The organism is Bradyrhizobium sp. AZCC 1577 (assembly GCF_036924575.1).
GTDB lineage: Bacteria > Pseudomonadota > Alphaproteobacteria > Rhizobiales > Xanthobacteraceae > Bradyrhizobium.
In genome coordinates this window covers 6,611,203-6,624,974 of record NZ_JAZHRQ010000001.1, presented here as the reverse complement: position 1 = coordinate 6,624,974, position 13,772 = coordinate 6,611,203, and the positions used below count along the sequence as shown (strand labels likewise).

Sequence of the window (13,772 nt, the reverse complement as noted above, 5' to 3'; positions counted from 1 at the left end):
TGATCGCCTCTGGCTCAGGCGACGAAAGATGAAATAGCCATTGGGCATCTTTCGGACATAGCCTTCGATAACAAGATCAACCACTTCCATTGCTCCAACAGAAATTCCCAATGCGTCTCCCCTTCTTCTACGGCTGGCTGATCGTTGTGGTGACGTTCGTGACCATGGCGATTGGCGTCAATGCGCGCACCGCGTTCTCGCTGTTCTTTCCGCCGATCATCGGCGAGTTCGGATGGGAGCGCGGCGTCACCGCGGGCGCGTTTTCGTTCGGCTTCGTGGTTTCCGGCGGCGTCAGCCCGCTGATCGGCCGCATGATGGATCGCCTCGGGCCGCGTGCGGTGATGGAGCTCGGCGTTGCGCTGATGGGCAGCGGGCTCTTGCTGGCGCCGCTGACGACGCAGCCCTGGCATCTCTATCTCACCATCGGCGTGCTGGTCGGCGCGGGCAGCGTGTGCCTCGGCTATTCCGGCCAATCGCTGTTTCTGCCGAACTGGTTCATTCGCCGCCGCGGGCTCGCCATGGGGCTCGCCTTTGCCGGCGTCGGCATCGGCTCGGTAACGCTGCTACCGTGGGTGCAGCACATGATCGAGCAGACCGGCTGGCGCACTGCCTGCACCGCTATGGGTATTCTGGTGCTCGCCGTGCTTGCGCCGATCAACCTTCTGCTGCGAAAACGGCCCGAGGATATCGGGCTGTTGCCGGATGGCGACGCGGCGCCGTCGGCGACATCGGCTGCACCTCGCTCGAACATTGTCGATCCCGTCTGGGCAGCCACCGACTGGACGCTGCGCCGCGCGCTGCGTACCGCGCGATTCTGGTGGATTTCGCTCGGCTATTTCGGTGGCCTGTATGTCTGGTACGCGGTGCAGGTACACCAGACCAAATACCTGCTCGACATCGGCTTCAGCGCCAACGTGGCGGTATGGGCGCTCGGCGTCGTCAGCCTGCTCGGCATACCGGGCCAGATCTGGCTCGGGCATCTTTCCGACCGGATCGGGCGCGAATGGATCTGGGCCATTAGCTGTGCCGGCTTTGCGATCTGCTTCGCGGCGCTGATCGCCTTGAAGTTCGCGCCGGTACTGCCTTTGGTCTATCTCATGATCTTCACGCAAGGCGCGCTCGGCTATGGCCTGACCTCGATCATGGGCGCGGTGGTGCTGGAGATCTTTCAGGGCAAGCAATACGGCAGCATCTTCGGCACCATCATGCTGGCGGCGCTGGCCGGAGGCGCGGCGGGCCCATGGGTGACCGGGCTGCTGTACGACCTTTCAGGCAGCTATACGCTCGCCTTCGCGTTCGGCATCGCCGTCAGTATCCTGTCGGTAGTGGCGATCTGGCAGGCATCGCCGGGCAAGGTGAGGGCGGTCGCGGGACAAATGCACAAGATGCCACTCAAGGACGACACGGGTTAGCCGCAACTGGAGGCACCGCTCATTGCAGGCGCGGTTCAACGTCGAACGTCTTGCGCAGCACTTCCGCACCGTCCCTGGTCACGCGATACGTCGCGGTGTAGCGGCCGGCCGGCCACGCTGCCTCCGTGCGCTTCTTTCCCGTGATGATGAGGAATTGCGCCATGTCCCGGTCGAGCGCGGGAGGGCTGTTGGCCGCGACGGAAGCGCCGCCCGGTCCGTGCACCGTGAGGGATTGCAGGTCGCCGGCCTGCAAGCCGATGGCTCTCACATAAGCGACGAGCGCATCCGAACCCGACGTGACGGGCTGCCTGCCGATTTCGCCGGACTCGACCAGCTCCATGGTCGGGGCGATGCCGGCAAAGCCGTAATCGATAATTTCGCGGGGCCGGTATTGCATCTGTTCGCCAAGCGAAGCGGCCCAGATCGACCGGCCGCCGCCGCAGGAATTCTCGGGCGCACCATAGGCAAAGGGATCCACGATCTTTCCGCGATGCCTTACCGTGAAATGAAGGTGAAAAAATTCGGTGTCGCCGGATAGTCCGACCAGGCCGATCGGCTGCCCCGTCGTCACTTGATCGCCGACCTTGATCCGAACGCTGCCTTTGGCCATGTGGCAATATTGCGTGCGCCAGCCGCCCTCGTGTTCGATGACCGCGCCGTTGCCGCATTCCTTTCCGGCGATGGCGGCCTTGCCCGCGGTCCTGATCGAGACGTCGTCCATATCGTTTCGCGTCCCGATGACGCGTCCCGGCGCCGCGGCGAGCACCTCTATCCCCTGTCTTTGTATTTCCAGGTTCGCAATCCTGATGTCGGTGCCGTCGTGACCGTCATAGCTGCGCCCGCCGCAGCGATAGTCACGGGCCTTGTCCGACGCGTCGTGATCGACATAGTTTTGAAAGAAGCAGGTCAGGCCCGGCTGACATTTGACAGGCAGCACGAGCGAGATGACTTCCTCGGCCTTGGCGCCGAGCGTGGTGGCAAAACACAGCGAAATCAGGATCAGGTATTTCAGGTGCGGCCATCCGGATGCTGCGAAGCGGCGCACAGCTTGGCGCGCGGAATGTGTCGAATATCTGGTTTCGGCGTTCGCGAGCATTCGCGAAAGGCAGCGATTGCGACGCGTCGCGCGAGAAAGATATTTTCGTCTCATGCCGATGAAATTCCCATCGCCCGTTGCAGGTCGCCGATGGCGCGAAAAAAGCTGTCGGGCGGCGTGGTCTCGGGATCGATCAGGCGGTGCAGGCGAAAACCATCCTCCAGCGCCAGCACCAGGGCGCCCGCCCAGGTCGGATTGAGAATGGTCGTCCTGCCGCTGTTCCTGGCCGTGGTCTCGATGATGTCGGTGACCAGCTTTCGCCGGGCGCGCAGCCGTTTGGCAAGTTCGGGCCGGCGCTTTTCGGCACGCGCCACGAACAGGATCATTTCCATGTGCAACAGGGGCGAGCGGCCGAGCGGATCCTGCTGGCTTCTATTCATGGTCCTCAGCGCATCGATGAAGTCGGCAAGGTTCCTGTGCCGCTCGAGCAGATCGCGGATACGCCCGATCGATTGCTCGACGTGATCCTCGAGCATGGCGATGATCAGTTCGTCCTTGCTCTTGAAGTTCGAATAGAATGCCCCGCGCGTGAAGCCGGCCGCCGCCGCAATCGCCTCGATGCTGGCGCCGCCAATCCCCTGTTCCTCGAACACGCGCGCCGCCGCCTCGAACAGCTTTTCGCGGGTGTCGTCCCTTGTGGGTCTGGTTCGCACTCTTGACATCTGTCCAGTTTAGGCGAGAATGCAACTCAATACAATAATGTATCGAATTTCGACCAATCGGCCCGGGGCAAGACGCGCTGAATGGCGCACAGCCAGCAGGAGGTCACCATGAACGAGCATGTTCAGGCTGCCAGTAGCGCGCCGTTGTTCAATCCGCTGGCTCCGGAATTCATTCGCAACCCCTATCCGCATTACGAGCGGATGCGCACCACCGATCCCGTGCATCTGACGCCGCTAGGGATGTATGTCGCAAGCCGTCATGCCGAGGTCAGCCTCGTCATGCGCGACAAGCGGTTCGGCAAGGATTATGTCGAGCGCACCGTCCGCCGCTACGGCCCCAAGATCATGGACGAGCCGGTGTTCCGCAGCATGAGCCACTGGATGCTGCAGCAGGATCCGCCGGACCACACCCGTCTGCGCGGCCTGGTGGTGAAGGCCTTTACCGCGCGCCGGGTCGAGGACATGCGCCCGCGCATCCAGCAGGTCGTCGACGAGACGCTGGATCGCATCATCCCGCAGGAGCAGATGGACCTGATCGAGGATTTCGCGTTCCGCCTGCCGGTCACCATCATCTGCGACATGCTGGGGATCCCTGAGGACCATCGCGAGGCGTTTTATACCGGTTCACGCGACGGCGGACGCCTGCTCGATCCGGTGCCGTTGTCGCCGGAGGAGATCAAGCAGGGCAACGCCAGCAACGCGCTGGCCGCGATGTATTTCCAGCAACTGTTCGATCTCAGGCGCAAAAGCCCGGGCGACGACCTGATCACCCAACTGGTGCAGGCCGAGGAAGACGGCAGCAAGCTTACCAATGAGGAACTGACCGCCAATATCATCCTGCTGTTCGGAGCCGGCCACGAGACCACCGTCAACCTGATCGGCAACGGCTTGCTGGCACTGCACCGCAATCCAGACCAGCTCGCGCTGCTCAAGGCGAGGCCCGAGCTCATCACCAACGCCATCGAGGAATTCCTGCGCTACGATTCCTCGGTGCAGTTGACCGGGCGGGTGGCGCTGGAGGATATCGACGATCTCGGCGGAAAACGCATTCCGAAGGGCGAGAGCGTGCTGTGCCTGCTCGGCTCGGCCAACCACGACCCGGCGGTCTATCCGGACCACCCGGAGCGGCTGGATATCACCCGGCCCAACGTGAAGCCGCTATCGTTCGGCGGCGGCATCCACTTCTGCCTCGGGGCCCAGTTGGCGCGGATCGAGGCCGAGATCGCGATCTCGACCCTGTTGCGTCGGCTACCGGACCTGCGGCTCGATGACGCTGTCAATGCGGAATGGCGGCCGACCTTCGTGCTGCGCGGCCTGAAGCGCCTGCCGGCGAGCTGGTAAGGCTCTGACAACTCCCATGGCCGCCGGTTTTGAGTGGGCACAGCCTGGCGAGGCTGCTGTCAGTATGCCGCTGTGACTTCGCCATACTTCTCTCTATATTCCGGGCAGCTCCGGGGCAGGGTTCCGGCATGGCGCGCGGCCTGCGCCGGGGCGGTTCAAGGGGAAGCACCGTGCAGACGACACTGCTCGGCCTGGCAATCGCCTTCATCATTGCGCTGATTGCCGCGCTGGTCGGGCCGTATTTTATCGACTGGAACCAGTTCCGGCCGCAGTTCGAGGCTGAGGCGAGCCGGATCATTGGCGCGCCGGTGCGCGTCGGCGGCAAGCTCGACGCGCGCCTATTGCCGGCGCCGTCGCTGCAATTGCACTCGGTCGTGGTCGGCGGCGTCAACGATCTCGGCAAGGTTCGCGCCGACAAGCTCGACGTGGAATTCAGCCTGGGCTCGCTGATGCGCGGCGAGGTGCGCGCCACCGAGTTGACGATCAACCGCATGTCGCTCGATCTCGGCCTCGATACCAGAGGACGGATCGACTGGCCGGCATCGACCGGAACGTTCAATCTGGGTTCACTGGCGATCGATCGGGTCAATCTGACCGGCCGCATCGCCCTGCATGATGCGGTCAGCCGCTCTACGCTCGAACTGAACGACATCGCTTTCAGCGGCGACGTGCGTTCGCTGGCCGGTTCGATCCGCGGCGACGGCAATTTCATGCTGTCGGGCACGCGCTATCCGTTTCGGGTCTCCTCGGGGCAGGGTCCCGAGGGCAACGGCACCCGCGTTCATCTCAATATCGACCCGGGCCAGCGTTCGCTCGCCATCGATCTCGACGGCCTGCTGAACTTCGATTCCCGCGCGCCGCGGTTTGAAGGCGCGATAACGCTCGTCGCTCCTCCCGGCCAGAAGGGCAAGGGCAACGATCCACCGTGGCGTATCGCGGCGAAGGTCAAGTCCGATTATTCGGCGGCACGGCTGGAACAGGTTGAAGTGACTTATGGCGCCGAGGAGCGCGCCCTGAAGCTTGCGGGCGGCGGCGACATCCGTTTCGGCGCGACGCCGCTGTTGCGCGCGGCGCTGTCGGCACGTCAGCTCGATGCCGATAGGTTCGTTGCCAAGGAAAATGGCAACTCGACTGAGCCGGCTCGCGCGCTGCCGGCGCTGCAGGCGCTCAGCTCCGTCATTCCGCATCTGCCGATCCCAGCGCAAATCGAGCTCGCCTCCGAGCAGGTCATGCTTGGCGGGCGCCCCTTGCAGGACATCGCTGCCGAGCTCGAAGGCGATGCCAAGTCCTGGCGAGTCCACAGGCTGGAGTTCCGCGCGCCTGGCGCGACCAGGGTTTCGCTCGCCGAGGCCGGCGCGAAGACCGCTGTGCCGGACCGCTTCAAGGCCGCGCTCAGCGTCGAATCCTCCGATCCCGACGCGCTCTTGACCTGGCTGCAGGGCCGCGGCGACACCGCTTATCGCAGCCAGAAGCCGCTTCGCCTGCGCGGCGACATCACCGTGGCGCCCGAAGGCTTTGCCATCGAGACCATGAAGGCCGACATCGATGGCGGCACGGTGGAGGGACGGGTGGTGGTGTCGCACCGGCAAGCCGCTCACGGCTCCAGGATCGATGCCGACCTGAAAGCGGCGCGTCTTGATCTGGATGCCGCCACGGCCTTTGCGCGGTCGCTTGTAGGGCCGCAAGGCGAGTGGCCGGACGAGGGGAAGCTCTCGCTCGATATCGGCCGCGCCACCTCCGCCGGCCAGGAGCTATCCCCGCTGCTCGCCAGGCTGGCTTACTCGCCGGCAAAGATATCGCTCGAGCAGTTGAAGATCGGCGAGCTTGAAAACGTGACGCTGGACGGCGCCGGCAATTTCGACCGCGTCAACGCGACCGGATGGTTCGCGCTCAATTCGAGCGCTGCCTCGCTCGGCCGGCTGACCAGCCTGATCGTTCCCTTTTCACCGCCGCTGGCCGCGCGGCTCAGTGCGATGGGGACGAGCCCGGGTCCGGCGCGCCTGAAACTGGCGCTTGACCTCACCAAAAATGCCGGGCCGTCCGATCGCGTCCAGGCGCGCGCCACGGCCGAACTCGACTCGCCACTGCTCAAGGGCACTAGTACGATCACCGCCAGACCCGCCGTCGCGGCGATCCAGGGCATCGATCTGGCCGCGCTCCAGCGCAGCGAGGTCTGGATCGATTCGAAATTGTCGTCGGAGCAAGGACGCACCTTGCTGGCATTGCTCGGCTTCGATCGCGCCATCACGGCGGGCGATGGTCCCGCGCAATTCGAGAGCACCGCGACGGGTGCGTGGGGTGCGCCGTTGCGGCTCAAGGCAAAGATCTCGGGAACAGGACTCGACGCCGAAGCGGAAGGCTCCGCCGAACCATGGGCGTCGGAGGCAAAGGCAGTTCTCGGCCTGAAAGTTCGCAGCGCCGATTTCACCCCGCTGCTCGATCTCAAACCGGCGGATACGCTGGCGCAGAACATCGGCCTGTCCTCGCGCGTGCAGCTTGCCGGCAATCGGCTGACCTTCGACGATCTCGACAGCAGCGTCGGCGGTTCGCGCCTGCGCGGCCGCGTGGCGGTGACGCTCGGCGAGGAAAAGGAGTTCGAGGGTGAGATCGGCGCCGACCAGCTCGCGCTGACGCCGGCCCTTGCCCTGGCGTTCGGTGCCGCCGGACACGATGCCACCGAGCCGCTCGGCCCCGGGCTTGCGAAGGGTTGGCGCGGCAGCATCGCGTTTCAGGCGTTGCGCGGCCTGCTTCCGGGCGGAAGCGAATTGCAGCCGGTGAGCGGGGTGATCAAGAGCGACGGCAAGTCGCTGACCTTCGATGCCATCAAAGGCAAGATCGGCGGCGGCGATGTCACGGCCACGATCGATGCAAGGCCGGGCGCGCACGGAATTGCCTTGAACGCGAGCGTCCAGCTTTCCGGTGTCGACGGCGCGGCGCTGCGCTATCGCAATCTCGCGATGCCTGCCGGCCGCGCGTCGGTGCAGGTGACACTGACGACCCAGGGCCGCAGCGCCTCGGCGCTGGCGGGCGCGCTGTCCGGCAGCGGAACGCTGACGCTGGACGCGGCCAGGATATCAGGCCTCGATCCGCGCGCTTTCGAGGTGGCGGTGCGCGCCAATGACAACGGGCAGGCCAAGGACGACGTTCGATTGAAGCAGATCGTCGAATCCGCTCTTCCGGCCGGCGCGCTTGCGGTGCCTTCGGCGCAAATCCCGTTCACCATCAGGGACGGCCGGCTTCGCGTCGGGGCGACGACGCTGGACGGCAATGGCGTGCGGGCCATCGTCTCCGGCGGATACGATATCGCCGCCGATCAGGCCGATATCCGCGCCGCCCTTTCGCTGACGATGACGACCGGGCGTCCGGAGATTCAACTGCTTGCCGTGGGGACGCCCGATGCGCTGACCCGCAGCGTCGACGTTGCCCCGTTGTCTTCGTGGCTGGCGGTGCGTGCGATCGATCACGAAACGCGAAGGCTCGATGCCATCGAGCGCGGCGAGCCGCCGCCGCCGTCGCCGCCACCAATCGTGCTGCCTACGGAGGGGCAGTTGCCGATTCCGGAGGCGGTGCCGAGCGCGCCGGTCGTCGCGCCAAAGGGGCGCGATCCACGGCGACCTCCGGCGAAGAAGACGACCGCGCCGCGTCCGCCCGTCGTGAACGCGCCGCCGGCGCCTGTCGCAGGCCAGCCGCAGGTTGCGCCGCTGCCGCCGCCGATCGACGTCAGGCCCGCGCCCGGCGCCGCCAAGCCGAAGCCGCGTCCGCCACTTGCGCTGACGCCGCAGTTCGCCAATCCGCCGCCGCGCTCCAATTAGCCGAGCGCGATCTCCCGGCCGATCCCGATCGCCCGCAAAAATGCCTCGTCGTGGCTGACGGCGATCAGCGCGCCGTCGAATCCTTTTAGTGCACTCTCCAGCTCCTCGATCGAGGCGAGATCGAGATGGTTGGTCGGCTCGTCCAGCAGCAGGAGCAAAGGCGGCTGCGGTCGCGCGAATACGCAGGCCAAACCCGCGCGCAGCCGCTCGCCGCCGCTCAGCGTCGCCGCGATCTGCAGCGCTGCCTTGTTACGGAACGCAAACCGCGCCAGGGCGGCGTGCGCCGCGTTGGCCGAGAGTTCCGGATTGAGGCGCCGCAGATTGTCGAGAATGCTTAAGCCGGGATCGAGCAGGCCGACATGCTGATCGAGCACGGCAATACGGTCGGTGAGGCGGCTGATATCGCCGCCCGCCGGTTTCAACTCACCGGTGAGCAGGCGGAACAAGGTGGTCTTGCCAGAACCGTTGGCGCCGCGGATGGCGATCCGCTCGGGTCCGCGAACCCCGAACGACAGCGGTCCGAACAGATGACGCTCGCCAAAGGCCATCACAACGTCCTTCAAGGCGACGAGTTCGCGGCCGCCGGGCAGATGGGTGCGCGGTAGATCGATCGAAAGCGGCGTCAGGATCTCGACGTGCGCCTTGGCGATTTCCAGCGCCTCGGTGCGCTCGCCGAGCAGGCGGCTGGCGAGCCCGCTTTCGCGCGCAGCGCTGTTCTCGGCGCGCTCCTTCTCGCGGTCCATGAACATCTTGTCCTCGATGCCCTTGGCGCGGCAGGCGCGGCCGGCCTTGTCGCGGCGCGCCTTCTTTTCCCGCGCCTTCTGCACTGCGCGCTCGGTATTGCGTAAGGCATCCGAGGCGCGGTCGAGGTCATCGGCGGCGCGGGCCCGCGCCGCCTCACGCGCCTTGGCAAATTCCGGCCACGCGCCGCCGAACAGGGTGACGCCCACCGGCGTCAGTTCGACGATGCGGTCGACGCGTTCAAGCAGCGTGCGATCGTGGCTGGCGACGAGGACGCCGCCCTGCCAGCGTTCGAGCATCTGCGCCACGGCCTGCCTTCCGTCAGTATCGAGATTGTTGGTCGGCTCGTCCAATAGCAGCAGATCGGGTGCCTCGATCAAAAGCCGCGCCAGCGCCACCCGCGTTCGCTCGCCGCCGCTCAAGGAGACGATCGGGCGATCGAGCGGCAGCGACGGCAGTCCGGCCTCGACCAGCGCCGCCTGTATTTGCGCTTCCAGCGTCCAATCCGCTTCCGTCGCGTCATCAAGCGATCCTTCGCCGCGTTCGAGCCGGCGCAGGCGGGCGAGGCCGCCGGCGACGCCGAGCGCCTCGTCGGTCGTTAGCCGTTCGTCAGTCAGTTGTGCGAGCATGCCGATCGAGCCGATGCGTTGCAGCGATCCGCCGGCAGGTTCGATCTCGCCCGCAACCAGGCGCAGCAATGAGGATTTGCCGCAGCCGTTGCGGCCGACAAGGCCAGTGCGCTCGCGCCCTATGGCGAGCGTCAATCCGTCGAACAGCGGGCGTCCGTCAGGCGTGGCGAGGCAAATGGAATCCAGAACGAGAAAGGCAGGCATGGAGAGCTTCCGAAAATGGACTGAGGTCGCGAGGCGCGGTCAGCTTTGCGATGTCCATTTCTCTCTCCAGGGGGTCTCTACGCTTCTTCAGCCGGTTTTCGCCGGGTTCCGTCCGTCGCTTTTGCGCGGACTGCAACGACCGTCGATTAGATACGCATTGCCGTCATTCGTCCAGCTAGAGCGTTTTCAAGCGAAGTGGACACCGGTTGCGTCAAGAAAACGCGTCAAAACAAGAATCTAGAGCCCGGTTCTGATTCAATCAGAACCGAAAAGGCTCCAGGCAGGGTGCAAACGGTTTGCGCGCGGCCTGGCGGGAATACTTCATTCGCGGCGGGGTCTCTACTTCCGGCTGGAACATAGATGCGCTCACGCAGGAAACCCGGAGGTTTGCATGATGAAGTCGGCAATCAAGTTCGCTACGCTGGCGTTGTTTTCAATGGCTATGATCGCATCGCCGCCATCCGTTCCGGCCTTTGCCGCAGGAGGCGGCGGTGATCCGCCTTCGGCCAGCCCGCCGCCGCCGGACACCAGATCCGCTCCCAAATCAACCTCGAAGTCGAAGAAGAAGGCCCCCAAACAGTCGAGCGCCGACGATGATGCGTTTCGGCAGGGGTATCGTGCCGCGCATGCGACGATCTATGAGCGCAACGACTTCGCTGGGGCCATCGAGCAGCTAAAGGCGCTCGGCCGTGACGATAACGCTGATGTTGCCAATCTGATCGGTTATTCCTATCGCAAGCTCGGCGACTACAGGCTGTCGCAGGCTTGGTACGAGCGCGCGTTGAAGGCGGATCCGAACCACGTGCTGACCTGGCAGTATTACGGCCTGTGGCAGGTCGAGCAGGGCAATCGCGATCAGGCGTCGTATCATCTGACGCGGATCGCGGCGATTTGCGGCACGGCTTGTGAGGAGTATCGATCGCTGGCCGCGGCGCTCGAAAAGCCGCCCGGCACCGGACTCGTTTATTGAGCTTATGACCTAACAGGGCGGGTGCGTTGCGACGCGCTCGCCTGATCGAGGCTTACGCCTGCGGCCGCGGTGCGTCCGGCGCGGCGGCCGGCATGGCGCGGGTACGGAAATAGTCGAGCACGAAAAGCCGGATCGCCGAGGACAGGTTGCCCTGCTGGCGATTGCTGTCGATCTCGCCGACCAGTTCGGACAGCGTCATGTTCCGCAGACCCGAGATTTCCTTCATCCCGTTCCAGAAAGCTTCTTCGAGGCTGACGCTGGTCTTGTGACCGGCAACGACGATCGAGCGTTTGACGACGGGCGACTTCATGATGCCTCTCCGTCCTCGAGCTTGTGCTGGTCCAGAAGATCGCCGGCGCGATCCTTGCGACGTTCATCGAGCGTGCGTTCGGCCTTGGTTCGGCCAAAGCGTGCGCGGTTGGTATCGGCTTGCTTTGCCGATTGTTCCCGTTCGATGCGCTTCTTGAATCGCTTCAGATTGATCACGTCTCCCATGCTCGCCTCCATCATCCGGCGACTCGAAGACATGATGATTCATGGGGCGGAAAAACGTCGCGTCGTGCGCAAGCAAATTTGATGGTCATTCGGAATCCCCGTCTACCGGCTCTGATAGCATCAAAAAATACATTTCGCTCTGCGAAAAATCGAATAATTCCTGCTCCTACCATGCGTCAACACAACGGCGATAGATGATCCACCTCATTCTTCAGTATCGTCCATAGTTTATATCTCTCATCCGTAGTTTCCCGGGGCCCAAGCGGCGATCAGCCCGGGTGTGTCATTTTGTCCGGCTGCATCAGGCGTTCGAATTCGGCGGCGTCCACAAACCCGAGGCGCAGAGCTTCTTCTTTCAATGTCGTTCCGCGCGCGTGCGCCGATTTGGCGACCTTCGCCGCGTTGTCGTATCCGATCCTGGGGGCCAGTGCGGTGACCAGCATCAGCGAGCGCTCCATCAATTCGCGGATTCGCTTTTCGTCGGCGCGGATGCCCACCACGCAATGTTCGGTGAACGAGCGTGCCGCGTCCGACAGCAGTTGAATGGAATGCATCATACAATATGCCAATACGGGTTTGTAAACATTCAATTCGAAATGCCCCTGGCTGCCGGCGACGGTGACGGCGGTCTGGTTGCCGAACACCTGACAGCAGACCATGGTCATCGCTTCGCACTGAGTCGGGTTGACCTTGCCGGGCATGATCGACGAGCCCGGTTCGTTTTCCGGCAGGATCAATTCTCCGAGACCGGAACGCGGGCCCGAACCCAACAGGCGAATGTCATTGGCGATCTTGAACAGGCCGGTCGCCGCCGAATTGATCGTGCCATGCACCAGCACATAGGCGTCGTTGCAAGCCAGCGCTTCGAACTTGTTGGGTGCGCTGGTGAACGGCAGCCTTGTGATTTTCGCGACATGCTTGGCGAACAGCTTTGCAAATTTTGGCTTCGAGTTGAGACCGGTTCCAACCGCGGTGCCGCCTTGCGCCAACGGGAACAGTTCCTTCACCGCGGCTCGCAGCCGCGCGATCCCGCTCTCGACCTGCGCGGCATAGCCCGAAAATTCCTGCCCCAGCGTCAATGGCGTTGCGTCCTGGGTGTGGGTTCTCCCGATCTTGACGATTTTGGCGAACGCCTTTTCCTTCTTGCGCAATTCGCGATGCAACTCGTCGAGCGCCGGAATCAGGTCGGCGACGATGCGTCCGGCGGCAGCGATATGCATCGCCGTCGGGAATGAATCGTTCGACGACTGACTCATGTTGACGTGGTCGTTGGGATGAACCGGTTTCTTGGCGCCGAGTTCGCCGCCCAGCATCTGGTTGGCGCGGTTGGCGATCACCTCGTTGAGATTCATGTTGGTCTGGGTGCCCGAGCCGGTCTGCCAGACGACCAGCGGGAAGTGATCGTCGAGCTTGCCTTCGATCACCTCGCGTGCGGCGCGGATGATGGCGCTGGCTCTGCGCGCATCGAGCAGTCCGAGCTCCCGGTTGGTTTGGGCGGCGGCGAGCTTGACGATACCGAGCGCATGGACGATCGCGATCGGCATACGGTCCTGGCCGATCTTGAAATTCTGTCGCGAGCGCTCGGTTTGCGCGCCCCAATAGCGGTCAGCGGGAACGTCGATCGGACCGAAGCTGTCGGTCTCGCTACGGGTAGATTTGTTTCCGGATGTTTTTGCTCGAGCCATGCGTATGTCCGTTGCGCCGTGAAACGGCGGAACGCGTACACTACAGCGTAGCGGATTTTCTCGCGCTTAGATTATTTCTTGCGGAAACGATCCAGTCGCACCACTTCAGCGCCTTCGCTCGTCTTTGCCGGCTCGTCCTCGATTTCCGCTGCGGGCTCCGGCGCGGCGACGGGCAGGGCGGACGGCGCGGAAACCGCCGGCACCTTCGCCGCGGGCGCCTCTGGCACCGTTTCCGACGGCTCGAATTGCAGGCCGAACTGTACCGACGGATCGAGGAAGCTCTTGATCGCCGCGAACGGCACCACCAGCCGCTCGGGGATGCCGCCGAACGACAGGCCGACCTCGAAACGATCCTCCGTCACCACCAGATCCCAGAACTGATGCTGCAGGATGATCGTCATCTCTTCCGGATATTGCGCCAACAGCCGCGGCGACAGCTTCACGCCGTCGGCGGTGGACAGGAAGGTGATGAAGAAATGATGCTCGCCGGGCAGGCCGTGTTCGGCCGCGTCAGCCAGCACGCGGCGCAGCACTCCGCGCAGCGCGTCGCGTGCCAGCACGTCATAACGGATGTGATCGGTCGCCATGGTCGTCCTGTCAGGTTTTATGGCCGCCGGTCCCCCGACTCGCCCCTTTGCCCCCATGCTACCCCGGCGGGAGCCGCAGGTCAGCAGGCGCGACGGATCGAATTTGCAGCAACGGCTCCCGTCGGCCGGAAATGAAAA

Annotated in this window: 11 protein-coding genes; 4 read left to right on the top strand and 7 right to left on the bottom strand. The window is 64.1% G+C overall.

Features of this window, described 5'->3' with window-relative positions; genetic code table 11:
* Positions 1 to 110 precede the first annotated feature (110 nt).
* On the top strand, positions 111 to 1,412 hold the full coding sequence (locus V1278_RS31270) for an MFS transporter (RefSeq protein ID WP_334383401.1): 1,302 nt from the start codon (positions 111 to 113) through the stop codon (positions 1,410 to 1,412).
* A 19-nt stretch (positions 1,413 to 1,431) separates the two neighbouring features.
* Here V1278_RS31270 and V1278_RS31265 read toward each other — a convergent pair whose 3' ends face one another.
* Both V1278_RS31265 and V1278_RS31260 read right to left on the bottom strand, forming a co-directional pair.
* Entirely contained in the window at positions 1,432 to 2,457 is a 1,026-nt protein-coding gene (locus tag V1278_RS31265) for a M23 family metallopeptidase (protein WP_334383400.1), read from the bottom strand.
* 101 nt (positions 2,458 to 2,558) lie between these two features.
* Positions 2,559 to 3,170 (bottom strand): TetR/AcrR family transcriptional regulator, encoded by a 612-nt coding sequence (locus V1278_RS31260; RefSeq protein ID WP_334367472.1) that lies wholly within the window; start codon positions 3,168 to 3,170, stop codon positions 2,559 to 2,561.
* Between the two features lie 108 nt (positions 3,171 to 3,278).
* Here V1278_RS31260 and V1278_RS31255 point away from each other — a divergent pair, with 108 nt between their 5' ends.
* Positions 3,279 to 4,511 carry a cytochrome P450 gene (locus V1278_RS31255; protein ID WP_334383399.1) on the top strand — a complete coding sequence of 411 codons (1,233 nt, stop codon included), beginning with the start codon at positions 3,279 to 3,281 and terminating at the stop codon, positions 4,509 to 4,511.
* Positions 4,512 to 4,681: 170 nt separating this feature from the next.
* The gene (locus tag V1278_RS31250) at positions 4,682 to 8,323 is read left to right on the top strand and encodes an AsmA family protein (RefSeq protein ID WP_334383398.1); all 3,642 of its coding nucleotides are present in this window, start codon (positions 4,682 to 4,684) and stop codon (positions 8,321 to 8,323) included.
* Here the strand turns inward: V1278_RS31250 and V1278_RS31245 are convergent.
* Positions 8,320 to 9,897, bottom strand: coding sequence for an ABC-F family ATP-binding cassette domain-containing protein (locus V1278_RS31245; RefSeq protein ID WP_334383396.1), 1,578 nt, complete (start codon positions 9,895 to 9,897; stop codon positions 8,320 to 8,322). The genes V1278_RS31250 and V1278_RS31245 overlap by 4 nt on opposite strands.
* Before the next feature lie 391 nt (positions 9,898 to 10,288).
* Between V1278_RS31245 and V1278_RS31240 the strand changes: the two genes are divergently transcribed.
* Entirely contained in the window at positions 10,289 to 10,867 is a 579-nt protein-coding gene (locus V1278_RS31240) for a tetratricopeptide repeat protein (protein WP_334367476.1), read from the top strand.
* Positions 10,868 to 10,919: 52 nt separating this feature from the next.
* Here the strand turns inward: V1278_RS31240 and V1278_RS31235 are convergent, their stop codons facing one another.
* From V1278_RS31235 to V1278_RS31220, 4 genes are all read right to left on the bottom strand, one after another.
* Complete coding sequence (locus V1278_RS31235; protein WP_028350320.1) at positions 10,920 to 11,177, bottom strand: ribbon-helix-helix domain-containing protein; 258 nt, start codon at positions 11,175 to 11,177, stop codon at positions 10,920 to 10,922.
* Positions 11,174 to 11,362, bottom strand: coding sequence for a DUF4169 family protein (locus tag V1278_RS31230; protein ID WP_334367477.1), 189 nt, complete (start codon positions 11,360 to 11,362; stop codon positions 11,174 to 11,176). Before V1278_RS31230 ends, V1278_RS31235 begins: the two co-directional genes overlap by 4 nt.
* 269 nt (positions 11,363 to 11,631) lie before the next feature.
* Positions 11,632 to 13,047: a class II fumarate hydratase gene (gene fumC, locus V1278_RS31225; RefSeq protein ID WP_334383395.1), complete on the bottom strand. Its 1,416-nt coding sequence runs from the start codon at positions 13,045 to 13,047 to the stop codon at positions 11,632 to 11,634.
* Positions 13,048 to 13,118: 71 nt separating this feature from the next.
* Entirely contained in the window at positions 13,119 to 13,634 is a 516-nt protein-coding gene (locus V1278_RS31220) for an SspB family protein (RefSeq protein ID WP_334367479.1), read from the bottom strand.
* Positions 13,635 to 13,772 lie beyond the last annotated feature (138 nt).